Annotated in this window: 21 protein-coding genes; 8 read left to right on the forward strand and 13 right to left on the reverse strand. The window is 59.6% G+C overall.

What is annotated here, in order from left to right:
- Positions 1-42: 42 nt before the first annotated feature.
- The 3 genes from RSF91_RS09020 to RSF91_RS09030 form a co-directional block, all read right to left on the reverse strand.
- Positions 43-300 carry a hypothetical protein gene (locus RSF91_RS09020; protein ID WP_332568100.1) on the reverse strand — a complete coding sequence of 86 codons (258 nt, stop codon included), beginning with the start codon at positions 298-300 and terminating at the stop codon, positions 43-45.
- Between the two features lie 84 nt (positions 301-384).
- Positions 385-1,242, reverse strand: a complete 858-nt coding sequence (gene kdsA, locus RSF91_RS09025; RefSeq protein WP_332568101.1) for a 3-deoxy-8-phosphooctulonate synthase — start codon at positions 1,240-1,242, stop codon at positions 385-387.
- 149 nt (positions 1,243-1,391) lie between these two features.
- A complete protein-coding gene (locus RSF91_RS09030) occupies positions 1,392-3,053 on the reverse strand; it encodes a CTP synthase (protein ID WP_332568102.1) in 1,662 nt (553 codons plus the stop codon).
- Between the two features lie 113 nt (positions 3,054-3,166).
- On the opposite strand from RSF91_RS09030, the gene coaBC reads away from it, so the two are divergent.
- From coaBC to RSF91_RS09050, 4 genes are all read left to right on the forward strand, one after another.
- Positions 3,167-4,393: a bifunctional phosphopantothenoylcysteine decarboxylase/phosphopantothenate--cysteine ligase CoaBC gene (gene coaBC, locus RSF91_RS09035; RefSeq protein ID WP_332568103.1), complete on the forward strand. Its 1,227-nt coding sequence runs from the start codon at positions 3,167-3,169 to the stop codon at positions 4,391-4,393.
- Between the two features lie 42 nt (positions 4,394-4,435).
- Entirely contained in the window at positions 4,436-4,957 is a 522-nt protein-coding gene (locus tag RSF91_RS09040; RefSeq protein ID WP_332568104.1) for a hypothetical protein, read from the forward strand.
- Positions 4,958-5,108: 151 nt separating this feature from the next.
- Positions 5,109-5,558: a dUTP diphosphatase gene (dut, locus tag RSF91_RS09045; protein ID WP_099738101.1), complete on the forward strand. Its 450-nt coding sequence runs from the start codon at positions 5,109-5,111 to the stop codon at positions 5,556-5,558.
- Between the two features lie 326 nt (positions 5,559-5,884).
- Positions 5,885-6,499: a glycine zipper 2TM domain-containing protein gene (locus RSF91_RS09050; protein WP_332568105.1), complete on the forward strand. Its 615-nt coding sequence runs from the start codon at positions 5,885-5,887 to the stop codon at positions 6,497-6,499.
- A gap of 60 nt (positions 6,500-6,559) precedes the next feature.
- On the opposite strand, the gene RSF91_RS09055 is transcribed toward RSF91_RS09050, so the two are convergent.
- Entirely contained in the window at positions 6,560-7,081 is a 522-nt protein-coding gene (locus RSF91_RS09055) for an FKBP-type peptidyl-prolyl cis-trans isomerase (protein WP_332568106.1), read from the reverse strand.
- Positions 7,082-7,301: 220 nt separating this feature from the next.
- On the opposite strand from RSF91_RS09055, the gene RSF91_RS09060 reads away from it, so the two are divergent.
- Positions 7,302-8,039 (forward strand): DUF2076 family protein, encoded by a 738-nt coding sequence (locus RSF91_RS09060; RefSeq protein ID WP_332568107.1) that lies wholly within the window; start codon positions 7,302-7,304, stop codon positions 8,037-8,039.
- Between the two features lie 123 nt (positions 8,040-8,162).
- Here the strand turns inward: RSF91_RS09060 and RSF91_RS09065 are convergent, their stop codons facing one another.
- The 6 genes from RSF91_RS09065 to RSF91_RS09090 form a co-directional block, all read right to left on the reverse strand.
- Complete coding sequence (locus RSF91_RS09065; RefSeq protein WP_332568108.1) at positions 8,163-9,614, reverse strand: aldehyde dehydrogenase; 1,452 nt, start codon at positions 9,612-9,614, stop codon at positions 8,163-8,165.
- Between the two features lie 165 nt (positions 9,615-9,779).
- Entirely contained in the window at positions 9,780-10,493 is a 714-nt protein-coding gene (locus RSF91_RS09070; RefSeq protein ID WP_332568109.1) for an ABC transporter ATP-binding protein, read from the reverse strand.
- Complete coding sequence (locus RSF91_RS09075; RefSeq protein ID WP_332568110.1) at positions 10,486-11,256, reverse strand: ABC transporter ATP-binding protein; 771 nt, start codon at positions 11,254-11,256, stop codon at positions 10,486-10,488. Before RSF91_RS09075 ends, RSF91_RS09070 begins: the two co-directional genes overlap by 8 nt.
- Positions 11,253-12,194 carry a branched-chain amino acid ABC transporter permease gene (locus tag RSF91_RS09080; protein WP_332568111.1) on the reverse strand — a complete coding sequence of 314 codons (942 nt, stop codon included), beginning with the start codon at positions 12,192-12,194 and terminating at the stop codon, positions 11,253-11,255. The genes RSF91_RS09075 and RSF91_RS09080 overlap by 4 nt, the downstream gene beginning before the upstream one ends.
- A complete protein-coding gene (locus RSF91_RS09085; protein WP_332568112.1) occupies positions 12,191-13,066 on the reverse strand; it encodes a branched-chain amino acid ABC transporter permease in 876 nt (291 codons plus the stop codon). Before RSF91_RS09085 ends, RSF91_RS09080 begins: the two co-directional genes overlap by 4 nt.
- 216 nt (positions 13,067-13,282) lie before the next feature.
- The gene (locus RSF91_RS09090; RefSeq protein ID WP_332568113.1) at positions 13,283-14,506 is read right to left on the reverse strand and encodes an amino acid ABC transporter substrate-binding protein; all 1,224 of its coding nucleotides are present in this window, start codon (positions 14,504-14,506) and stop codon (positions 13,283-13,285) included.
- Between the two features lie 260 nt (positions 14,507-14,766).
- On the opposite strand from RSF91_RS09090, the gene RSF91_RS09095 reads away from it, so the two are divergent.
- The 3 genes from RSF91_RS09095 to RSF91_RS09105 all read left to right on the forward strand — a co-directional run bounded on the left by RSF91_RS09095 (position 14,767) and on the right by RSF91_RS09105 (position 17,765).
- A complete protein-coding gene (locus RSF91_RS09095; protein WP_332568114.1) occupies positions 14,767-15,735 on the forward strand; it encodes a helix-turn-helix domain-containing protein in 969 nt (322 codons plus the stop codon).
- A gap of 249 nt (positions 15,736-15,984) precedes the next feature.
- Positions 15,985-17,109, forward strand: a complete 1,125-nt coding sequence (locus tag RSF91_RS09100; RefSeq protein ID WP_332568115.1) for a cupin domain-containing protein — start codon at positions 15,985-15,987, stop codon at positions 17,107-17,109.
- Between the two features lie 380 nt (positions 17,110-17,489).
- A complete protein-coding gene (locus RSF91_RS09105) occupies positions 17,490-17,765 on the forward strand; it encodes a hypothetical protein (RefSeq protein ID WP_332568116.1) in 276 nt (91 codons plus the stop codon).
- A 282-nt stretch (positions 17,766-18,047) separates the two neighbouring features.
- On the opposite strand, the gene bamC is transcribed toward RSF91_RS09105, so the two are convergent.
- The 3 genes from bamC to RSF91_RS09120 form a co-directional block, all read right to left on the reverse strand.
- Positions 18,048-19,160: an outer membrane protein assembly factor BamC gene (gene bamC, locus RSF91_RS09110; RefSeq protein WP_332568117.1), complete on the reverse strand. Its 1,113-nt coding sequence runs from the start codon at positions 19,158-19,160 to the stop codon at positions 18,048-18,050.
- Positions 19,161-19,224: 64 nt separating this feature from the next.
- The gene (gene dapA, locus RSF91_RS09115; protein WP_332568118.1) at positions 19,225-20,121 is read right to left on the reverse strand and encodes a 4-hydroxy-tetrahydrodipicolinate synthase; all 897 of its coding nucleotides are present in this window, start codon (positions 20,119-20,121) and stop codon (positions 19,225-19,227) included.
- Between the two features lie 259 nt (positions 20,122-20,380).
- On the reverse strand, positions 20,381-21,415 hold the full coding sequence (locus RSF91_RS09120) for a hypothetical protein (protein WP_332568119.1): 1,035 nt from the start codon (positions 21,413-21,415) through the stop codon (positions 20,381-20,383).
- Between the last annotated feature and the right edge of the window lie 5 nt (positions 21,416-21,420).

Below are 21,420 nucleotides of genomic sequence, written 5' to 3' on the forward strand. Positions count from 1 at the left end.
TCCTTTGGGTTTCTGAAATCGGTACGTGCAGGCTGATTTCGGTTATGAAATCACGCCCAAGCGCTTGAGCATCAAGCGCAAGCTGCTATTAAAACTTGTGAAGCTGGTTGCTTTCCACCTGCTGCGCGCGCCATGCACGCGATCAGTATGAAAGAGGCTGCGGCAGCTATTGTGCACAAATTTGACAGGCCGCTTTAGCCTTGACGTGATGCTGTAATCGAGTTTCTTCTTTTTGAATATTGCGGTTACAGGCTTTGGGCACAAAAAAGGCATGACGCCACGGTTCATCGTGTCAGTCATGCCGGGGTGCATCATGGGCTCAGACGCCTGGCCGCGGTCTGCGGCGCTCGGTGTGCGTGCGGTTGATGCGCAGTGCTGTCATGCTCAGGCTTCGAAATGGTTTTCGAGGAAACCGTGGCGCTTGGTGATGTCATCCAGTGCCACCAGGGTCTCCAGCAAGGCCTTCATGTGCTTGAGGGGGACGGCGTTGGGGCCGTCGGAGAGGGCGTTGCTCGGATCAGGATGGGTTTCCATGAACAGACCCGCCACGCCCACGGCCACTGCGGCGCGGGACAGAACCGGCACCATCTCGCGCATGCCGCCGCTGCTGGTGCCGTTGCCGCCGGGCAACTGCACGCTATGGGTGGCGTCAAACACCACGGGAGCGTTGGTCTCGCGCATGATGGCCAGCGAGCGCATATCGCTCACCAGGTTGTTGTAGCCAAAGCTGGCGCCGCGTTCACAGGCGGTGAAGCTGTCAGCAGGAAGACCCACTTCGAGGGCGGCAGCTCGAGCCTTGTCGATGACATTCTTCATGTCATGCGGCGCAAGGAACTGGCCTTTTTTGATATTCACGGGCTTGCCGGACTGGGCCACGGCGCGGATGAAATCCGTCTGGCGGCACAGGAAAGCCGGGGTTTGCAGCATGTCCACAATGGACGCCACATAAGGCACTTCTTCAACGGTATGCACATCGGTGAGGATGGGCACGTTCAATTCTTTTTTCACCTTGGCCATGATTTCCAGACCCTTTTCCATGCCGGGGCCGCGGAAGCTGGTGCCGGAGGAGCGGTTGGCCTTGTCAAAGCTGCTCTTGAAGATGAAGTTGATGCCTAAAGAGGCGGTGATTTCTTTCAGTTGCCCAGCCACGTCCATCTGCAGCTGCTCGGACTCGACCACACAGGGGCCGGCGATCAGGAAGAAGCGTTTTTCAAGGCCAATATCAAAGCCGCAGAGTTTCATGGTGGGTTCCTTTGTGCACGCATTGCATGCTTCAAAACTGAAGCTGCTAGCGCTATAAATTGAATGACTTCAGCAGTATTTGATGCTGAAGTCTTCATTTTTCAAGCGCTGGCAGCTCCTATTTCAGGATTGATTCCGGTGGACGGGAATCAGGCCTTTTTGCCCGAACGAGCCTTATTGTCCATCGCAGCCTTGATGAAGGCATTGAACAGGGGGTGACCTGCCCAAGGAGTGGACTTGAACTCGGGGTGGAATTGCACGCCGATATACCAGGGGTGAGTCTTGGCAGGCAGTTCCACGATTTCGGTCAGCTGCTCACGCTGAGTCAGCGCCGAGATCACCAGACCGGCTTCGCGCAGTTTGTCCAGATACTGGACATTGGCTTCGTAGCGGTGGCGGTGACGCTCGGTCACCACATCACCGTAGATGCTGTGGGCCAGGGTGCCGGGCTGCACGTCGGAGGACTGGGCGCCCAGGCGCATGGTGCCGCCCAGATCCGAGTTCTCGTCACGTGTCTTGATCGTGCCGTCCTCATCCTTCCACTCGTTGATCAGCGCGATCACGGGGTTGGGCGTTGCGGGGTCGAACTCGGTGGAGTTGGCACCTTCAAGACCTGCCACGTGGCGGGCGTACTCGATGGTCGCAACTTGCATGCCTAGGCAAATGCCCAGGTAAGGCACTTTGCTTTCGCGGGCGAACTTGGCTGTCGAGATCTTGCCTTCCACGCCGCGCGAGCCGAAGCCGCCGGGCACCAGAATGCCGTCGTAGTCCTTGAGCAGCTTGGAAGCGTCTGCGTCGTGGATGGTTTCCGAATCCACGTGCGTGATTTTCACGCGCACATGATTGCGCAGACCCGCGTGCTTGAGTGCTTCGTTGACCGACTTGTAAGCGTCAGACAGCTCCACATACTTGCCCACCATGGCGATCTTGACCTCGCCTTGAGGGTGCTCGGTCTCGTGGACCAGATCATCCCAGCGCTTGAGGTTGGTAGGTGGCGTGTTCAGGCGCAGCTTGTCGCAGATCAGGCCGTCCAGACCTTGCTCGTGCAGCATGCGGGGCACCTTGTAGATGGTGTCCACGTCCCACATGGAGATCACACCCCACTCGGGAACGTTGGTGAAGAGGGAAATCTTTTCCTTCTCTTCATCAGGCACCTGGTGCTTGGCGCGGCACAGCAGCGCGTCGGGCTGGATACCGATTTCGCGCAGCTTTTGCACGGTGTGCTGTGTGGGCTTGGTCTTGAGCTCGCCGGCCGTTTCGATGAAAGGCAGGTAAGTCAGGTGCACAAAGGCGGAATTGTTGGGGCCGAGCTTCAGGGCCAGCTGACGGGCAGCTTCCAGGAAGGGCAGGGACTCAATATCGCCCACGGTGCCGCCGACTTCGCAGATGGCAACATCCACTTCGTGGTCTGTACCCAGACCGGCGCCGCGCTTGATGTATTCCTGAATTTCGTTGGTGATATGGGGAATGACCTGCACGGTCTTGCCCAGATAGTCACCACGGCGTTCTTTTTCCAGCACGGACTGATAGATACGGCCCGTGGTGAAATTGTTGGTCTGACGCATGCGCGTTTCAATGAAACGCTCATAGTGGCCCAAGTCCAGATCGGTCTCGGCTCCGTCATCCGTCACGAACACTTCACCGTGCTGGAAGGGCGACATGGTGCCCGGGTCCACGTTGATGTAGGGATCGAGCTTGATGAGGGTGACTTTGAGACCGCGCGATTCCAGGATCGCTGCAAGGGAGGCTGAGGCGATTCCCTTACCGAGGGAAGACACCACACCGCCGGTGACGAAGACGAACTTGGTCATGTCTTTTTTTGGTGGTGGTAAAACAAGATTATAGGTGCGCCGTGAATTTCGGCGTGCAGTGCAGGGCTGCTTGAGTGACTGCAAGGCGCTGCTTGTCTGCTAAATTGCACGCCATGAATGACGTGTTCGCAGGCAAACATCTGGTGCTGGGCCTTTCCGGGGGCGTAGCTTGTTACAAATCGGCGCAATTGTGCCGCTTGCTGGTTCAGGCCGGCGCTACCGTGCAAGTGGTCATGACCGAAGCCGCAGAGCAGTTCATGACCGCAGTCACCATGCAGGCACTGTCTGGGCGCGCAGTCTACACCTCTCAGTGGGATGTGCGTGAGCCCAACAACATGCCCCACATCAACCTGAGCCGCGAGGCCGATGCGATTCTCATCGCCCCTTGCAGCGCAGACTTTATTGCGCGCCTGGTGCAAGGCCGCGCCGATGAGCTGCTGAGCCTGATGTGCCTGGCACGCCCCACGGACAAAGTACCCCTGCTGCTGGCCCCGGCCATGAACCGCGAAATGTGGGCCCACCCAGCGACCCAGCGCAATCTGGCGCAGGTGCAAGCCGATGGCGCCAAGGTGCTGGGCGTGGGCAACGGCAGCCAGGCCTGTGGCGAAACGGGTGACGGCCGTATGCTGGAGCCCGAAGAAATCATGGAAGAACTCGCCGCCCACTTCACGGCCAAGCGCCTGCAAGGTCAGCATTTGCTGGTAACCGCCGGCCCGACCTTTGAGGCGATTGACCCGGTGCGTGGCATCACCAATTTGTCGAGTGGAAAGATGGGTTTTGCCATTGCCCGCGCCGCGCAGGAGGCGGGCGCGCAGGTCACGCTGGTGGCTGGCCCCGTGCACCTGCCTACGCCGCGTGGCGTGGTACGTATCAATGTGCAATCGGCCCGCCAGATGCAGGAAGCCGTGCAGTCGCAGGTAGGAGATGCCACTATTTTCATAGCTACTGCCGCAGTTGCAGATTGGCGTCCAGCCGAATTTTCTGATCAAAAGATCAAGAAAGACGGCTCTGGCGATGTGCCAGCCATGAGCTTTGTTGAAAACCCCGACATTCTGGCGGGCGTCGCCCAGTCTGCGCAGGCCAAGGCTGGCAAGCTGTACTGCGTGGGTTTTGCAGCGGAAAGCCATGACCTGCTCAAGCACGCTACGGCCAAGCGCCTGCGCAAGGGCGTGCCGCTGCTGGTGGGTAATATTGGCCCGGCCACTTTTGGCAAGGACGACAATGCCCTGCTGTTGATTGATGACAAGGGCACGAAAGAGCTACCCCACGCCAGCAAAGACGTGCTGGCGCGCCAGCTGGTGGATGAAATTGCGCTGCGACTGCCCGCTGTGAAGTCGTAATCTGGCAGCCTTGACCGAACACTGAGCCTTAGGAACCTGAACATGACCCCCTCCAGCTATGAAGGCCCGCGCAATGGCGACTATGTGGCCTATGTGGACCAGCTGCTGCGCGCCAGTCCTGAGTACCGACGTACGCAACGCAGCATTGCTGGAGCGATGCATTCCGCTGTGATTACGCCCGGCGGGCAGGCCAGCTCTCCCATGAGCCAGTTGCGCGACACCCTGCAAAAAGCCCGAGACATGGCAGAGCAGCAGGTGGAGCGCAAGCCTGTCATTCAGAAGACTGTTGCCAGCCGCACCGCTGCGGCCCACCCGGTGCGAGGGGGAAAGACCGTCAGCAAGGAAGAAGCCCAGCAGCGCTTCAAGGCGCTTGAGCGGGACATTGAAACCCAGAAGGCTCAGGCTGCGACGCAGAAGAAGCCCTGGATTTCGCCTTTCTCTCTGGTGATGATCGTGGGCGGAACCATCATTGCGCAGTTTGTGCCGGGCTTTGGCGCCATTCTCTCCATCATGGGCTTGATGACCCTGGTGGGTGGCGTGCTCAACCGCCTTAAGGGTAAGTAGGGCCAATAGGGCAGGCAAGCCAAATCTGCTGCGCATTTTTTGCGTGTGCAAAAGGGCGACAATGGCGCCCTTTATTCAATAACCAGACGCAGCAGCGCTGCGCTCTGGATGACTGCAAGGCCCGGTTTCCGGGCTTTTTGCCAAGGTTTTTATGAACGTAGATGTCAAGATTCTCGATGCGCGCCTGCGCGAAAACATGCCCGCTTACGCCACGCCCGGTAGCGCTGGACTGGATCTGCGCGCCTGCATTGATGCGCCCGTGACGCTGGAGCCTGGCCAGTGGCAGCTGATTCCCACCGGCATGGCCATGCACCTCAAAGACCCCAACTACGCCGCTCTCATCCTGCCGCGCTCGGGCATGGGTCACAAGCACGGCATTGTGCTGGGCAACCTCGTGGGCCTGATCGACTCTGACTACCAGGGCCAGCTCATGGTCAGCGCCTGGAATCGCTCGCAAACCGCTTTCACGCTGCAGCCCATGGACCGCCTGGCTCAGCTGATGATTGTTCCCGTGGTGCAAGCCCAGTTCAATCTGGTCGATGACTTTGCCGACGCCAGCGAGCGCGGCGAAGGCGGTTACGGCTCTACAGGCAAGCAATAAGCCTGCGCTGTGGTGACTGGGGTGGAGGAAAGTGTTCCGATATCCTCGCCAAATGCTGAATTTTTAGTAGCACGCTGCGCTTGCTGTGTCTCGTATTGATAGAGTTATCTATCAAGAATGAAGCAGTTCAGGCGCTGCATGCTATGAATTCAGGATCAGCCTGAGGCCTTTGAAGGCGCAGTCTATTGTGAGCAAATGTGAATCTGGTCGTCCAAATGACAATGCGGTGCGTTGTAGTCAAAGGGCAGACCGCACAGGGTTTGCATAAATACTCACAACAGATATTGGGACGCATGCATAGCTCATGCGTCAGTCAGGAGATTTCCATGCAAGTCATTCAACGCTGGGGCCGCGTGGCCATGGTTGGCGCAATTGCCGCAGTTCTGTCGGCCTGCGCTGCATATCCTCAGGGCAGCTACCAAAATGGCTACCCCGCACAGGGCGGCTATCAGCAAGGCGGCTACTCTGGCTCGGGCTTTCCTGCCACCACGCAGACCTACCCTGTGGGTAGCGTTCCAGCGCAAGGCTATCCCGCCAACAATTGCGGCTACAACAATCCCAACTGCTATTCACAGCAGCAGCAACAGCCTCAATACGCCCAGCAGGGCCGCGTGATGAACATTGAAACCGTGCGCGTGCAAGATGGCAGCGGCGTGGGTGCCGGTGGTGCCATTGCTGGCGGTGTGATTGGCGGCGTGCTGGGTAATCAGGTTGGCAAGGGCTCTGGCCGCACACTGGCCACGATTGCCGGCGTGGTGGGCGGTGCTCTGGCTGGCAACGCCGTGCAAAACGGCGTGGGCGGCGGCAGCGTGCGTGATGTCTACCGCGTGACGGTGCAACTGCAAGACGGCAGCATGCGCGCCGTTGACTACCAGTACGCACCACAGCTCAGCATTGGTGACTATGTGCGCGTGGAAGGTAACCAGATCTTTCGCCGCTAATTATCGGGGCCAATGAAAAAGGGACTCTTGCGAGTCCCTTTTTTGTTTCAAGCACCGTGATCAGTGCACGGTGTCATTGCCCGGAGCCTGGGGCTCGATGCGGAAAAAGCCTGTGCCCGCAGTGCCGCGGCCCACTTCTTCTTCTGTCGCATTGCGCACGGCTTCGATCTGCACATGAATGCGCAGCGCAATACCGGCCAGCGGGTGGTTGCCGTCCAGCACCACATGCTCGGGGTAGATTTCTGTGACGGTGTAGAGCAGGCCGGGCAGCACGGGGTTGGTGCCCTGAGGCATGGCGCTGCTCTCGAAGGTCATGCCTTCTTCGATCTCGGCGGGGAACAGCTCGCGCTTTTCCAGGAAGATCAGGGTTTCGTCATAGTCGCCAAAAGCTTCTTCGGGCTCCAGGTGCAGGTCCAGCTTGTCGCCAGCCACATGGCCTTGCAGAGCTTCTTCGATGCGCTTGAGCAGATCATCACCGCCGACGAGAAAGTCCACCGGCTCGTCCAGTACGTCCAGCTCTTCGCCCAGAGTGTCTTTCAGTGTCCAGGTCAGAGCGACCACGCATTGTTGGGTAACTTCCATGGTGTGTATGCAGTTGGGTGGGCTGCAGGCCAGTCCCGCAGCAAAAAATAAAACGCAGCCACGACTGTGGCGCAATGGCTGGCATTGTCCCATGCGTAGCTTGTCACTGCATCAGGGGCGTTTTGTTACACCTTGCAAAAAGCGCTTGCACGGCCTTCACATTGGCGCTCTTGCAGGCCTGCATACTGACCCTATCTTTGGTTCCATAAAGGACCGCATCATGACCTCTCAAGAACAACAATTGTTGCAAGACCTGTGCGCGCGACTGACGCTGACGCAGGGGCAGCCCAAAGACCCGCAGGCGGATGCTGAACTGCGCCGCGGCCTGACCGCCGCTCCCGATGCCGTTTACTGGCTGGCCCAGCGCACCTTGATGCTGGAGCAGGCGTTGCAGCAGGCACAGCAACAGATCAACGAGCTGCAGCAGCAAGTGCAGCAGGCCCAGCAAAACCAGAATCAGGCTAGCTCCAGCTTTCTCTCGGGTGGGTTGAGCACGCACTTTGGCCGTGCGCCAGAGCCTTCTGTGAATGTCGCGAGCGCGCAGTCGTCATATCAAAGCCCCAGCCAGTTTCAGCCAGCTGTACCCGCATCCAGCTGGCGCGATCGCTTTTCAGGCGGTGCTGCATCTAGTGTCGCATCCAGTTCCCCCAGCGCTGTTCAACCCGCAGGTGGCAGTTTTCTGGGCAGCGCCGTAGCGGCAGCGGCCGGTGTGGCGGGCGGCATGTTTTTGTTCAACGGGCTGGGGAATTTGATGGGCAACCAGCACGCCAGCTCTGCCAACCCCTTGGGCGGCAGCGAAAGTAAACCGCTGGCCCAAGACAGCAGCACGCAGAACCTGCACGAAGGCAGCGGCAGCACATCCAGTCTGGCGGATGACGCAGGCCTTGGCAGCATTGATAGTGCCGCCAGCGGCAGCTGGGATGATGGCGGTGGCTTTTTTGACGACGACTTTGCGTGATCCAGTAATTTGAGTGTTTTTAAGCTCCAGCCCTTGTTCATAAAGCGCTAGCTGCTATCAAAAATGAAAAGCCGCCCGGCAGCAATGCGCGGGCGGCTTTTTCATGGGCGCTTGAATCGCTGCTTAGAACGGGTAGTGGCGCTCGGTCGTCTGCATGGTCACCCAGCGCGTTTCGGTAAATGCGTTAATGCCTTGCTGGCCGCCAAAGTGGCCGTAACCCGAAGCCTTGACGCCGCCAAATGGCATTTGCGCTTCGTCATGCACGGTAGGGCCATTGATATGGCAGATTCCGGCCTCGATGCGTGCCGCCACGCGCCAGCCGCGGGCCGTGTCCTTGGTGAAGACGGCAGAGGACAGACCGAACTCGTTGTCGTTGGCCGTGGCAATGGCCTCTTCTTCGCCGTTGACGCGAACAATGGCTTTGACGGGACCAAAGGTCTCCTCGTGAAAGATGCGCATTGCGGGCGTCACGTGATCAATCAGCGTGGCAGGCATCAGCGTGTTCTCGGCCTTGCCGCCGCAGACGATTTTGGCGCCCTTGGCCAGCGCGTCATCAATCATGGCATTGCAGCGCTCCACCGTGGCGAGATCGACTACGGAGCCCAGCACCACCGGGCCTTTGCGCGGGTCGCCCAGCGGCAGGCTTTGGGCCTTGGCGGCAAACTTGGCGATGAATTCCTCGGCCACTTTGTTGTCCACGATAAAGCGCTCGGTGGACATGCAGATCTGGCCCGAGTTGGCGAATGCGCCAAAGGTGGCGGCATTGACTGCGGCATCGATATCGGCATCGTCCAACACCAGGAAGGGTGCCTTGCCGCCCAGTTCCAGCAGGGCAGGTTTGAGGTGCTTGGCGCAGGTCTGGCCAATGATGCGACCCACCTTGGTGGAGCCGGTAAAGCTGATGCGGCGCACGGCGGGGTGGGCCACGATGGCTTCGACCACGCTGCCTGCATCGGCGGGCGCATTGGTCACAAAGTTCACCACGCCAGCGGGCAGGCCTGCATCCTGCAGTGCTTCAATGATCAGGCCGTGGGTTGCGGGGCAGAGTTCCGAGCCTTTGAGGATGACCGTGTTGCCGCAGGCCAGAGCGGTGGAGATGCTGCGCACGGCCAGAATCACCGGGGCATTCCACGGCGCAATGCCCAGCACCACGCCTGCAGGCTGGCGCACGGCCATGGCCACGCTGCCTGGCACGTCGGAAGGGATGATTTCGCCATTGATCTGTGTGGTCAGCGATGCGGCTTCCAGCAGCATGCTGGCGGCCAGATGTACGTTAAAGCCCGCCCAGATGCCCGAGGCGCCGGTCTCGGCGGCCATGGCTGCGGCAATCGCCTCGCCCTTGGCTTCGAGTGCGTGCGATGCCTTCATCAGCATGGCACGACGTGCATTGGGGCCTAGCTGCGACCAGGCGGGGAAAGCGGCCGCTGCGGCATCGCAGGCGCGAATCGCGTCTTCGGTGGTGGCAGCGGGGGCGCGTGTGGCAACCGATCCGTCCAGCGGGTTCTTGCGCTCAAAAGTCGCGCCATTGCTGGCCGCGCATTCCTGGCCGCCAATCAGCATTTTTTGTTCAATCATTTCTTATCTCCGTCTTGAGTGTTGAGTCCGCAATGACAACTGCTTGCAGCGCATGACGTTTAAATGGGACGCTGCCCAGCAAAGGGTACCGAGCAAGGGCCGCCCCGCAGCGATGGCGCCGTCCCCCGCAGGGGGAAGCGGCAGCGCCGCACAGGGGGATCCATGTCAATGTTCACCGCCCAGGTAGGCACGTCGTACCGCTGGGCTGTTGGAAAGTTCTGTGGCTGAGCCTTCGCCCACAATGCGCCCGGTTTCCAGCAAGTAGCCGCGATCAGCAATCGCCAGGCTTTGGCGGGCGTTCTGTTCGACCAGCAGCACACCCATACCCAAGCTTTTGATGCGGGCCAGCGCCGCAAACAGCTCTTTGCACATCAATGGCGACAGGCCCAGCGACGGCTCGTCCAGCAGCAAAATATCGGGTTGGCTCATCAGCGCGCGGCCCACGGCCACCATTTGCTGCTCGCCGCCGCTCATGGTGCGCACGGCTTGGGGCAGGCGGTCGCGCAGTTTGGGGAATAGGGCAAAGACCTGCTTCAGGTTCTTTGCCTCATTGGCTCGCGCACGCTGTGGCTGTGCGCCAAGCTGCAGGTTTTCTTTCACGCTCAAATCACCAAACACGCCGCGCCCTTCGGGGACCAGCGCCAGACCTGACTGCACGATGGCGTGGGCGGGCAACAGCATCAGTTCCTTGCCGGCCAGTTGCGCACTGGCACCGGGCTGCGGCGTGACCATGCCGCCCAGCGCTTTGAGCAGGCTGGACTTGCCCGCTCCGTTGGCGCCCAGCATCACCACCAGCTCTCCGGGCTGCACGTTCAGGCTGACCTGGTGCAGGGCTTCGTGCTTGCCGTAGCTCACCGAGATATTGCGTACATCAAGCATGGTGGGTCTCCGCAGTTTCTTCTTCACCACCATCCACATCTTCACCCAGATAGGCGCGCACGACTTCGGGCTCCTTCAGTACTTGTGCCGTGGGGCCGTCGGCAATCTTTGTGCCGGCATTCATCACCACGCAGCGGTTGCACAGGGCGTGCACGGCGTCCATCACATGCTCAACCATGAGAATCGTCAGCCCCGTGGCCTGCAACTGCTGAATCAAGGCAATGCCTTGCTGCAGCTCGGTGGGGTTGAGGCCTGCCAGCCATTCATCCAGCAGCAGGATTTGCGGCTCAAGCGCCAGTGCGCGGGCCAGCTCCAGTCGCTTTTGGTTGATGTAGGTGAGATCACCTGCAGGTATGTCTGCAAATTCGGCCAGACCGACCTGCGCCAGCAGCGCCAGCGCACGCGGCGTGGCGGCTTTGCCAAACAGCGGGCGGGGTTTGAAGGCCATGCCGGCGATGACGTTGTCCATGCAGCTCATGGAACCCAGCACCTTGACCAGCTGAAAAGTGCGCGCAATGCCTAGCCGTGCAATCTGGTGGCTTTTGAGCGAGTGAATGGGCTGGCCATGGAACAGAATCTCGCCGCCGTTGACGGGCAGGGCACCCGAGATCAGATTCATGGCCGTGGTCTTGCCTGAGCCATTGGGGCCGAGCAGGCCCACGACCTCGCCGGGGTAAATGTCAAAGCTCAGTTCGTTGACGGCGACCAGTCCGCCAAAGCGCTTGGTGGCCGAACGCACGGAAAGCAGGGTGGCTGTTTTCATGGCTTGTCCACCTTCTTGGCTGAGGTTTTCCCAAACAGCCTGGCCAGCACGCCGGACAGGCCTTGGGGGATGAAATACACGATCACGATAAACACCAGACCCAGCAGAATCGAGAAATGGTTGGGGAAGTTGGCACCCAGATATTCAAACAACAGCACCAGCGGCACGGCACCCAGAATCGGGCCGAATAGCGCGCCTGCGCCGCCCAGCAACGCCATGATCAGCGTCTGGAACGAGATGGCGGGCGCAAAGGCAATGCTGGGGTCGATATAGGTCCAGCGCGGGGCCATGATGGCGCCGGTCACGGTGATGAACACGGCGCTGACGGTGAACAGCAGCACCTTGGCATGCGTGGTGTTGATGCCCACATGGGTGGCCACGGTCTCGTCCTCGCCAATCACGCGCAGGGCCAGGCCCAGGCGCGAGCGGTTGATGAGGGCGCGCAGTGCCAGCACCAGGGCCAGCAGGGCCAGCAACTGCCAGTAGATATCGAGCTGGGTGATCTCCACAAACACATAGCGGCCCAGGTCTTTGGTGATGTTCACCTCCCACCAGGTCACCAGCTGCTTGACCAGCTCGGCCAGGCCAAAGCTGAAGATCACAAAGTACACGCCAGACAGGCGCAGCGTGGACAGGCCCACCAGCAGCGCCATGACCAGGCCCACGCCGGCCGCAATCGCCAGCACGGCCGCCCATGGCAGTTGTTCGCCAAACACGGCCGTCACATAGGCACCCATGCCGAAGAAGGCGACAGTGGCCAGCGAGATATAGCGCGTGGGCCCCGAGAACAGTGCCCAGGCCGTGGCCAGCACGCAGTACATGAGGATGCTGATGAGCAGGGACAGGTAGTACTCGTCCGTCAACCAGCGAGGCAGCAGGGCCAGACCGGCGGTGGCGATGGCGCAGATGGCCCAGATCAGAATTTCCTTGCGGTTCATCGTGCCGCCCTCCCGAACAGGCCTGTGGGCTTGAACAGCAGCACCAGCAAGAACACGGCGTAGTTGACGGCCAGCGTCAGGCCGGGGTCGATGAAGGATGCCACCAGTGTCTCGGCAAAGCCCAGCAGCATGCCCGCGACCAGGCAGCCCATGAGATTGCCCACGCCGCCCATGATGACGACGATCAGTGCCTTCATCGCAAACATGGTGCCCATGCTGGCCGAGAAGGGCAAAAACATGCTGACCATCACGCCGCAGACTGCGACCAGCGCGCCGCCCAGCCCATAAGCCAGAGCCGCAGTGCTGCGCACATTGATGCCGACCAGATGCGCAAACTGCGGCGCCACGGCCACGGCCCGCACCACAGCGCCGGCGCGGGTGCGCGTCAGCAGCAGGTACAGGCCCCCGCCCAGTACCAGTGCCACGACCAGCACCAGCAGTCGGTTGGCGGCAACCTTGCTGCCCAGAATTTCAACCGTGTCCGACAGATAGGTGTAGCTGTGATAGTCGCCGCCAAAGTTCACCAGCATGATGCCCTGCGCAACAAACAGCATGCCAAAGGTGGCCAGAATCGAATCCACCTCCAGAGACGGCCCGCCCTTGGCGCGGCGCACCAGCGGGGTCAGCAGCAGTTGGTAGATGACCCACTGCACGGCAAAGCCCAGCGGTACAACCAGTCCCAGCACAAGCAGGGGCGAAACACCCCAGTCAGTGACCGCGAAAAAAGCCAGGAAAGCTGGAGCAATCAGAAACTCCCCGTAAGAGAGATTCATGATCCGCGCCACGCCGTATTGCAGCGTCAGCCCCATGGCCACCAGGCCATAGAGGCCGCCGAGCATGGCGCCTGCGAGAAGGATGTCTATAAAGTTCATAGCGTGTACCGCTCGTGATTCATTGTTCTTGTTATGAAATCAATGCCAAGTGAAAGCAAGACATGCGCAGCCAGCTCTTGTTTTGATAGTTCTAAAAGCTGAGCGCGGTGTTTGAATAGGCATGGCCTGGTAGCGGGACAGCGAGCAAGCGCCGCCGCGCAGCGAAGCTGTCGTCCCCCTCCCGCGAAGCGAGAGAGGGGGAAGCGGCAAAGCCGCTCAGGGGGTGACCCGCGGTATCACCGCAGGTTTAACGCCCGCCCGGCTTGTCGGCGCAATCGCATTGAACTCGCCGTTCTGCCACTGGCCCACATGCCATAACTTGGTCAGCATCTGGCCTTCCAGCTTCACGTTACCCAGCACGGTGTCGAAGCTGCCGGTCTTGAGCTCTTGCGTCACGGCGGCGCGGTCAATCTTGCCCACGCGCTCGATCGACTGCTGCAGCATCTGCAGCGAGGTGTAGACGATGGGGCTGGCAAAGCGGTCCGACTCTTGGCCCGTGACTTCCTTGAAACGCTTCAGATAGGCCTGCATCTGCGGGTTGCTGGCATCAATGCCGCCGGGAGCCATCACGCCTTCAGCCGCCGCGCCAAACTTGCCCTTGAACATGGGGAACTGCGTGCCCACGCCGGTGAACAGCACCTTGGGCGTCAGGCCCAGGGTCTTGGCCTGCTCGTTGATGAGCATGGTGTCGGGCGGGTAGGAATAGGCGACGAAGGTGTCCGCACCCTTGCCCTTGGCTTCGTTGATGACGGGCGTCATGTCCTGCGTGCCGATGGGGTAGCTTTTGTCGTACACCAGCTCAAAGCCATGCTGCTTGGCTGCCTTGCGCGTGGCATTGGCCAGTTCCACGCCAAAGCCGTCGGCGATGTTGATCATGGCGATCTTGTTGTTGATCTTGCCTTCCTTCTTGGCCTTTTCCAGCATGGCGACCAGGTCCTCGGCGTACTCACCGCCGGTGCCCAGGAAGAAGAAAGCGTGCTTCCAGCGCTTGGCCAGCTCGGGTGCTTTGTCGGTCACCGAAGTCGCGGCTAGCAGCGGGTACTTGTGCTTTTCGTAGGTGGGGCCGACGGCCAGGTTGGAGCCCGTGCTCCACGGTGGCAGCACAAAGTCCACCTTGTCCTGCGTGATCAGGCGCTCGGTGGCCCGCACCGCTTCTTCGGTGCTGGAGCGGTCGTCGTACTCAATGACTTCAATCGGCACGCGCTTGTTATAGGCCTTGAGCATGATGCCGCCAGCGTCATTGATCTCCTTGACCCACAGCTTGTAGTTGGGAGCGGTGGTGACCGAGGTGCCGCCCGCGTTGATGCCGGTCTTGGCAATCGCCCAGCCTATGCGGATGGACTTGGGCGCTTCTTGCGCCAGAGCCGTGCCGCCCAGACCGGCCAGCGCGGTAGCGGCGACCAAGCTCTTGAGAATAAAGCGCTTGTTACTGAGATTCATGTTTGTCTCCTGTGTGGATGGTTCCGGTTCTCAGATCGTCAATACGCTCTGAACCCGGTTTTTACCCATCGTAGGAAAACAGCGCTGCAGGGGTTTGTCTGGGTGTGCACAAAGTCTTGTCTGGCCGTGCAGGCACCTCTGGGTAAACACCAATTTCCCTGTGCGGCGCTGGGCGCGAGAAAGGGGTGTGCAGGCTGCTATGGATAATGAAGCATCCTGTTACGTGCAGGGAGAATGTTGTTTACGACCGAGGAGCCCGCATGCCCCAAGCCACCGCCGCTTATCAGACGACAGAGATGCAAGGCAAGCAGGCCATTGGTGCATGGCAGCACTGGATGTCGTCGCTGTATGGGCTGGAAAGCGATGTCTATGACGACCAGCAGTTCTCGGCACGTCTCAACACCTTTGAGCTGGGTGCTGTGGGGATGACCAAGATCGAGGCCAGCCGCCACCGTGTGCGGCGTACCTCGGCCAGCATGGCCAGTCACAGCACGGACTTCCTCAAGATCGTTGCCCCCTGGCAAGGCACGGCCAGCGTCTGCCAGAAAGGGCGCCAGGCCCATGCGCGCAGCGGCCAATGGCTGATCTACGACAGCACGCAGGAATACGAAGTCCTCAACCCCGAGTGGTGCGAGCACCTGATCATCACCCTGCCCAAAAGCCGCTTTGCCGAGCATGGCCGCGCCGTCGATGCGCTGATGGGTAGCTACGTGGGCGGCACCGAAGGCGTCTCGCGCATTGCGCTGGACATGATGCGCGGCATGTTTGCCGAATACCGAGTGATGGGGCAGGGCGTTGCCCAGCATGTGACGGATTCGCTGGTGCAGCTCATTCAGTTGTCCCTGCTGGATGCTTGTGGCCGAGCCTCAACGCTGAGCGCCAGCGAGCTGCTCAACAGCCGCATCAGGGCTTATGTGCGCCAGCACCTGCGCGACCCGGGCTTGTCTGCCGACGGCATGGCCGCTGCGCTCAACTGCAGCAAGCGCCATCTCTATAACGTCTTTGCCGATGATGAACTGAGCATCAACCAGTATGTCTGGGCCCAGCGCATCGCGCTGTTTCAGCAAGATGTGCGCAAACTGGCCAACCAGCACTGCACGCTGACCGAGCTGGCGCTGGCCTGCGGCTTTGCCAGCGGCGCGCATCTGAGCCGCTTGTTCAAGCAGCACACCGGGCAGACACCGGTGCAGTTCAGGGCCGGGCTTGCGACGAGTCACTTGCTGAACTAAATGCCAAATTGGCCTGTAGCGCTTACTCATAAAGCGCAAGCAGCTATCAAATAAAGAGTTGCAGACGCGCAAAAGTGCTTCAGGGCGGGAGATGTTAATTCCTCTTTTACCCGGAGCCAGAATGCCATTAGGGTCCAGTGCACGCTTGATCTTGCGCTCGATCGCTTGGTCATTGATCTGCGCTGACCGGCGTTATTGGGGGCTATAGGACAATGCAGGCCATCGCTTAGATAGCAGGACTGTATTTCCATGGATATCAACACGCCTCTCGCCTTGCTCGGCGGGCTCACCGCTTCCCAATTCATGCGCAAGCATTGGCATAAAAAGCCTTTGCTGGTGCGTCAGGCCATTCCCGGCTTCAAAGCGCCTATCCCGCGTGCTCGCCTGCTGGCCATGGCCGGTGAAGAAGGTGTGGAGTCCCGTCTGATTCAGCAGCTTGACGGTGACAACTGGAAGCTGAGCCACGGTCCCTTGTCCCGCCGCAGCCTGCCTGCGCTCACCAAGCCGGGCTGGTCGGTGCTGGTGCAGGGCGTGGACATGCATGACGACAAGGCGCATGAGCTGCTGCAGCAGTTCCGCTTTGTGCCTGAAGCGCGTCTGGATGATCTGATGATCAGCTTTGCGACGGACAAGGGCGGCGTGGGGCCGCACTTTGACAGCTATGACGTGTTCCTGCTGCAAGCCCATGGAAAGCGTCGCTGGCGCATTGGTCGCCAGAAAGATTTGTCGCTGCAGGAAGACAAGCCTTTGAAGATTCTCGCGAACTTCGAGCCCGAAGAAGAGTTTGTGCTGGAGCCCGGTGACATGTTGTACCTGCCTCCCAAGTGGGCGCATGACGGCGTGGCCGAAGGTGAGTGCATGACGTACTCCATCGGCTTCCGCTCGCCTGACCGTGGCGAGATGGGTCGCGAGCTGCTGCTGCGCATGTCTGACGAGCCTGATGAGCCAGAAAACCCCATCATTTACCGTGACCCCAAGCAGGAAGCGGTCAGCAACCCCGCTGAAATTCCGGCCGGCATGTATGACTTTGCCCGCGAAGCCTTGCAAAAAGCGCTGGCCGAGCCGCTGGCGCTGGAACGTGCTCTGGGTGAATACCTGTCGGACCCCAAGCCCAATGTCTGGTTCGAGCATGGCGATGAAAACGGCATGTTCGAAAGCGTCGTGCTCGATCGCCGCACCCGCATGATGTATGACGCCAAGCACATCTTCATCAACGGTGAAAGCTACTTGGCCGGTGGCCGCGATGCGACGCTGATGCGCAAGCTGGCGGACACACGGATGCTGTCTCGCAAGGACCTGGCAAGCGCTAGCGATGATGCGCTGGAGCTGCTGTCATCATGGTTTGATGCGGGCTGGGTTCGCTCAGGCGATTAATTAGAAGGTGGACTTGTAACTGGCTCCGTGCTAAGTTACGGGGTTACCCTCTATGGGTTCCTGCTGATCTGACGCGGCTTTGTACGGGTTGTGTAAATCTTTATGAAAGCTTTGTCAGGGAATTGACAGGAAAGAATTTATGGATCACAGTGTGATTCATGGCAAGCGAAGGCTTGCCCGGTAAATAAGAAACGCACCGATTTGTGCAGATTTGTTTAGTTGCTGTCAGTGTTAGTCAGCAATGAGCAAATCTACCTATAATGCGTGCTGAGTCGAATTTATCGTTTGACCTGATCTGCCAGAGCGATCAACAGCTGCAAAAAGCTGACCGTAATGGCAATCTGCATACTGTCTGCTGAACCTCCAACTAGGAAACTGTCATGAAGAACTCTCTGATTCTGGCTACTGTGATCGCTGCTGCTGCTCTGGCTGCTTGCGGTAAGAAGGAAGAAGCTGCTCCTGCTGCTCCCGCTCCTGCTGTGGAAGCTCCTGCTGCTCCCGCACCTGCTGCTGAAGCTCCTGCTGCTCCTGCCGCTGACGCACCTGCTGCTCCTGCCGCTGACGCACCTGCTGCTCCTGCCGCTGAAGCCGCTCCTGCTGCTGACGCTGCTAAGACTGAAGCTGATGCCGCCACTGGCGCTGCTACAGCCAAGTAAGCTGCTTTAAGCAAGTTTGAAGCTTCGGCTTCAAACAAAAAAGAACCGCACTCAGGTGCGGTTTTTTTACGTCTGTACTTTGCGGGTTTTACTTTGCGCATTACTACTGTTTTCAGTGGGTAGTGCTGGTGCGAGAAAGCGCCTTTGTTTGTCGCCTGTGTTCAGGCCTATGGCGGCTGGCAGCTTGCAGGCGTATCCAGTATCTCGGTATCCCGCTTTCTCGGGCGCATGAAAAAAGCCACCAGACGATTGTCATGGTGGCTTTTCTAAAGGCGCTGAAATTTACTTCAGATCATCCGTGATGATGCGCACAATGCGCTGGCTGTTGGCGCTGCTGTCTGGCTGGCCTTGTTCGTTCAGAACGCTGACCTGAGACTTGTTGCCATCGCCCTTGACCTGAATCTGGTACTTGGCGGGAGCTGCAGCTTCCTTGCCTTGGCTGAAGATCTTGCTGAAGAAGCCCTTGCCTTCTGGCTTGGCGTTTGGATCGACATAACGCACAAAGTAGATGCCACGGCTGCGGTCGCGGTCTTCCACGGTGAAGCCGGTGCGATCCAGTGCCACGCCTACGCGGCGCCATGCGCGCTCGAAGCCTTCGTCCAGTTGCAGGGTAGGAACGCCATTGATGGTGTCCATGCGCGCGTTGCTCGAAGCGACGGCAGCAGACTTGTCAGCCTTGGCGACAGCAGATGCCTGCTCTTCGCTCACGCCCAGCTTGACCATGATGCGGCGCAGGAATTCTGTTTCCAGCTCAGGATCGCGGGGGCGAGGCTGCCAGATGGTGTTGTCCTTGCGCTCGCTGGTGTAGACCTCTTGCATGCCACGGTGTGTGACATAGATGCGGGTCTTGCCATCGGGTTCGCGCTCCAGGCGGGTGCGGAACTTGTCGCGCTCGCTGGTGGAGTAGAGCGAATCGAACACCTTGCCCAGGCTCTTGCGGATGATGTCTTGCGGCAGCTTGGCGCGGTTTTCGGCCCAGTCTGTTTCCAGAATGCCCAGCTGGCGGTCTTCCATCGCGTAGATGAAACCGTTTTCCAGCCAGAAGTCGCGGGTAGGTTCCCAGAGCTTGTCGGCAGCGCGATCCACCACCAGCCAGTGCTCGGCGCCATCGCGCTCGATGCGGACGTCGCCAATCTTGTTGGCTGCTGTGCTGTTGTCGGCAGGCTTTGCAGCCTTGGCGTTAGCCTGCATGGCAGCTGCAGACACAACGCCACCAGGGACGTTGTAGCGCGAGTCTTGCGACAGCTGCGTCAGATCAGGAGGGACTTCAAGAGAAGGAGCCTGGTTCTTGCCCGCGCTCTTGTAGTCAATCTTGGTCTCTTGGAACGTGGTCGAGCAGGCAGAAAGACCCAGTGCGATGCTGAGCAAGCCCAAACGTGCTGTTTGTTGTTTCACGCGGATTGTCCTTGGGTAGCGGTTCAAGCTAAATGCGAAAAACCGCTAGCTTAGCGCAACTCAGTCAGAGAATGCCAACTTTACTGAGAGCACCCTCGACAAGCGCTTCATATTCCTTGCTCAAAGGGGTCATGGGCAGGCGCATGGTGGGGCCGCACAAACCCATGCGGGCTGCTGCCCATTTCACGGGAATGGGATTGGCTTCCACAAACATGCTCTTGTGCAGAGGCATCAGCTTGAACTGGATTTCCATGGCGCGCTTGATGTCGCCAGCCATGGCAGCCTTGCACAGCTCGCTCATCAGGCGAGGAGCCACGTTGGCCGTCACGCTGATGTTGCCGTGACCGCCGCACAGCATCAGAGCCACTGCGGTGGGGTCATCACCGGAGTAAACGCCAAAGCCTGCGGGCACATCACGGATCAGCCACTGAGCGCGTTCGATGTTGCCGGTAGCTTCCTTGATGCCGATGATGCCGGGGACCTGGGCCAGACGCAGCACGGTGTCGTGCTGCATGTCTGCGACCGAGCGACCGGGCACGTTGTAGAGGATCACGGGCAGGTCACCAGTGGCTTCGGCAATGGCCTTGAAGTGCTGGTACTGGCCTTCCTGTGTGGGCTTGTTGTAGTAGGGGACAACCTGCAGCTGGCTGTCTGCACCAACCGACTTGGCGTATTTGGCCAGCTCAATCGCTTCGTGCGTGCTGTTGGCACCGCAGCCGGCCATGATGGAGACGCGGCCTGCGGCTTGCTCGACGGAGACGCGAATGATTTCGCGGTGCTCTTCAACATTGACGGTGGGCGACTCACCAGTCGTGCCGACCACACCGATGCAGCTGGTGCCTTCGGCCACATGCCAGTCGATGAGTTTGCGCAGCGACGGGTAGTCGACGCTACCGTCTTCGAGCATGGGCGTAATGAGGGCAACAATGCTGCCAGTGAGGGCGACGGAGGGTGATGTCATATCCGCAATCAGAAACGGGAAAAATGAATTCTACAAACAGGGACAGGGTCCCTGCAGTGGTTTACGGTAAACAGTGTCGAGCAAAACTCTGTTTTAGTTAAAGTGTTGTTGATAAATGACGAAATGACGATAACTCAATGGTTGGCACATCAATTTGCTGTGCGATTTTTGCAAGGCAATCGCCAGCTTGTGTGCCATGGCGTGAGGCGCGCAAGCTCACTTGTGTGTGCCGATTCAAGGGCCGACTTAAGGCGCCAGTTCAAGTGTGGTTGAGCCGTGCATTCATATGCTCCTCCCAGGTCTGGCCGGTGAGGGTCAAGCTGAAGTCCTTGATGGAAAACATGATGATTTCGCCCTGTGGACCTTGCTGCGTCAGCGAAAGCAGCTCACCTTTTCTTGCCTTGCGGTGCAAGATGGGGCAGTAAATATCGGGCGCGGCCAGCAGCTTGCTCTGGGTGTTGTAGATACGAGGCTGGCCTTCGTAGTTAAAGGCCAGCAGCTTGCCGCCGGGGTGAACTCGGGGAGGGGAGCTGAAAAAGCTGCGGTCAATCAGCTCGAACTCGCAGGGCACGATGACTTGGCCGCTGATGTGGATCACGCCTTCCAGCTCGCGGGAGCTGGCACTGCCATCGCTTTCGGTATGAGGCTGGCGGATGGCGGCCACGGCCAGGCCGGTTTTGGGGTCGAAGGCCTCAATGCGCTCGTAATGGCTCTCGAACAAAAGCTGGCCGTGAATGTCCATCACCAGCGCCTGCTCTCGCATCTCGCCGCCCCGGTCGGCGCGCAGGGTGTTGTCTTCGGGGTGCCAGCCGGCGTCGATGATGCTGGCCTGTAGCAAATTCATAGCGGGCATGCCGCGCAGGTCGTGGCGCTCAGGCACTTTTTCAGACTGGCACTGAACCACATGGGGTGTGAGGGCCATCAGCTCCAGGTAGCCCGCCGAGGGCGGCACAACCCAGTGGCCGTTGAAGTCCATCACCCCGCTGGCGCGCCCCTTCTGGGTGGGCAACTCCGGGAAGTAGACGTTGATGTGCTGGCCACTCACAAAGGCCTGGCTGGCCCCTTCGCTGGGCTGCAGCAGCCAGCGGCCTTCGGGGGTGACCAGGCCGACGGGCCAAGGTTCTTGTTCATCGCGCTCGTTTTCCTCATGCTGCCGTGGCAGGGGCTGGCCGGTTTTGGGGTGCTTGAGCGGCATGACCAGCCAGACCTTCGCTTCGGGTTCCCAGGCGCTGTCGTGAGCGAGAAAGTCCTTGGTCAGCCAGTCGGGTGCTTCCAGCGGTGCTGATTCGTTCATGGTCT

Origin of the sequence: Comamonas sp. (genome assembly GCF_036643215.1) — a bacterium.
GTDB lineage: Bacteria > Pseudomonadota > Gammaproteobacteria > Burkholderiales > Burkholderiaceae_C > Comamonas.

Coding starts and splice junctions, on each gene's coding strand:
- RSF91_RS09020 (WP_332568100.1), bottom strand. CDS start 300: ATGACTGACACGATGAACCGTGGCGTCATGCCTTTTTTGTGCCCAAAG.
- kdsA (WP_332568101.1), bottom strand. CDS start 1,242: ATGAAACTCTGCGGCTTTGATATTGGCCTTGAAAAACGCTTCTTCCTG.
- RSF91_RS09030 (WP_332568102.1), bottom strand. CDS start 3,053: ATGACCAAGTTCGTCTTCGTCACCGGCGGTGTGGTGTCTTCCCTCGGT.
- coaBC (WP_332568103.1), top strand. CDS start 3,167: ATGAATGACGTGTTCGCAGGCAAACATCTGGTGCTGGGCCTTTCCGGG.
- RSF91_RS09040 (WP_332568104.1), top strand. CDS start 4,436: ATGACCCCCTCCAGCTATGAAGGCCCGCGCAATGGCGACTATGTGGCC.
- dut (WP_099738101.1), top strand. CDS start 5,109: ATGAACGTAGATGTCAAGATTCTCGATGCGCGCCTGCGCGAAAACATG.
- RSF91_RS09050 (WP_332568105.1), top strand. CDS start 5,885: ATGCAAGTCATTCAACGCTGGGGCCGCGTGGCCATGGTTGGCGCAATT.
- RSF91_RS09055 (WP_332568106.1), bottom strand. CDS start 7,081: ATGGAAGTTACCCAACAATGCGTGGTCGCTCTGACCTGGACACTGAAA.
- RSF91_RS09060 (WP_332568107.1), top strand. CDS start 7,302: ATGACCTCTCAAGAACAACAATTGTTGCAAGACCTGTGCGCGCGACTG.
- RSF91_RS09065 (WP_332568108.1), bottom strand. CDS start 9,614: ATGATTGAACAAAAAATGCTGATTGGCGGCCAGGAATGCGCGGCCAGC.
- RSF91_RS09070 (WP_332568109.1), bottom strand. CDS start 10,493: ATGCTTGATGTACGCAATATCTCGGTGAGCTACGGCAAGCACGAAGCC.
- RSF91_RS09075 (WP_332568110.1), bottom strand. CDS start 11,256: ATGAAAACAGCCACCCTGCTTTCCGTGCGTTCGGCCACCAAGCGCTTT.
- RSF91_RS09080 (WP_332568111.1), bottom strand. CDS start 12,194: ATGAACCGCAAGGAAATTCTGATCTGGGCCATCTGCGCCATCGCCACC.
- RSF91_RS09085 (WP_332568112.1), bottom strand. CDS start 13,066: ATGAACTTTATAGACATCCTTCTCGCAGGCGCCATGCTCGGCGGCCTC.
- RSF91_RS09090 (WP_332568113.1), bottom strand. CDS start 14,506: ATGAATCTCAGTAACAAGCGCTTTATTCTCAAGAGCTTGGTCGCCGCT.
- RSF91_RS09095 (WP_332568114.1), top strand. CDS start 14,767: ATGCCCCAAGCCACCGCCGCTTATCAGACGACAGAGATGCAAGGCAAG.
- RSF91_RS09100 (WP_332568115.1), top strand. CDS start 15,985: ATGGATATCAACACGCCTCTCGCCTTGCTCGGCGGGCTCACCGCTTCC.
- RSF91_RS09105 (WP_332568116.1), top strand. CDS start 17,490: ATGAAGAACTCTCTGATTCTGGCTACTGTGATCGCTGCTGCTGCTCTG.
- dapA (WP_332568118.1), bottom strand. CDS start 20,121: ATGACATCACCCTCCGTCGCCCTCACTGGCAGCATTGTTGCCCTCATT.
- RSF91_RS09120 (WP_332568119.1), bottom strand. CDS start 21,415: ATGAACGAATCAGCACCGCTGGAAGCACCCGACTGGCTGACCAAGGAC.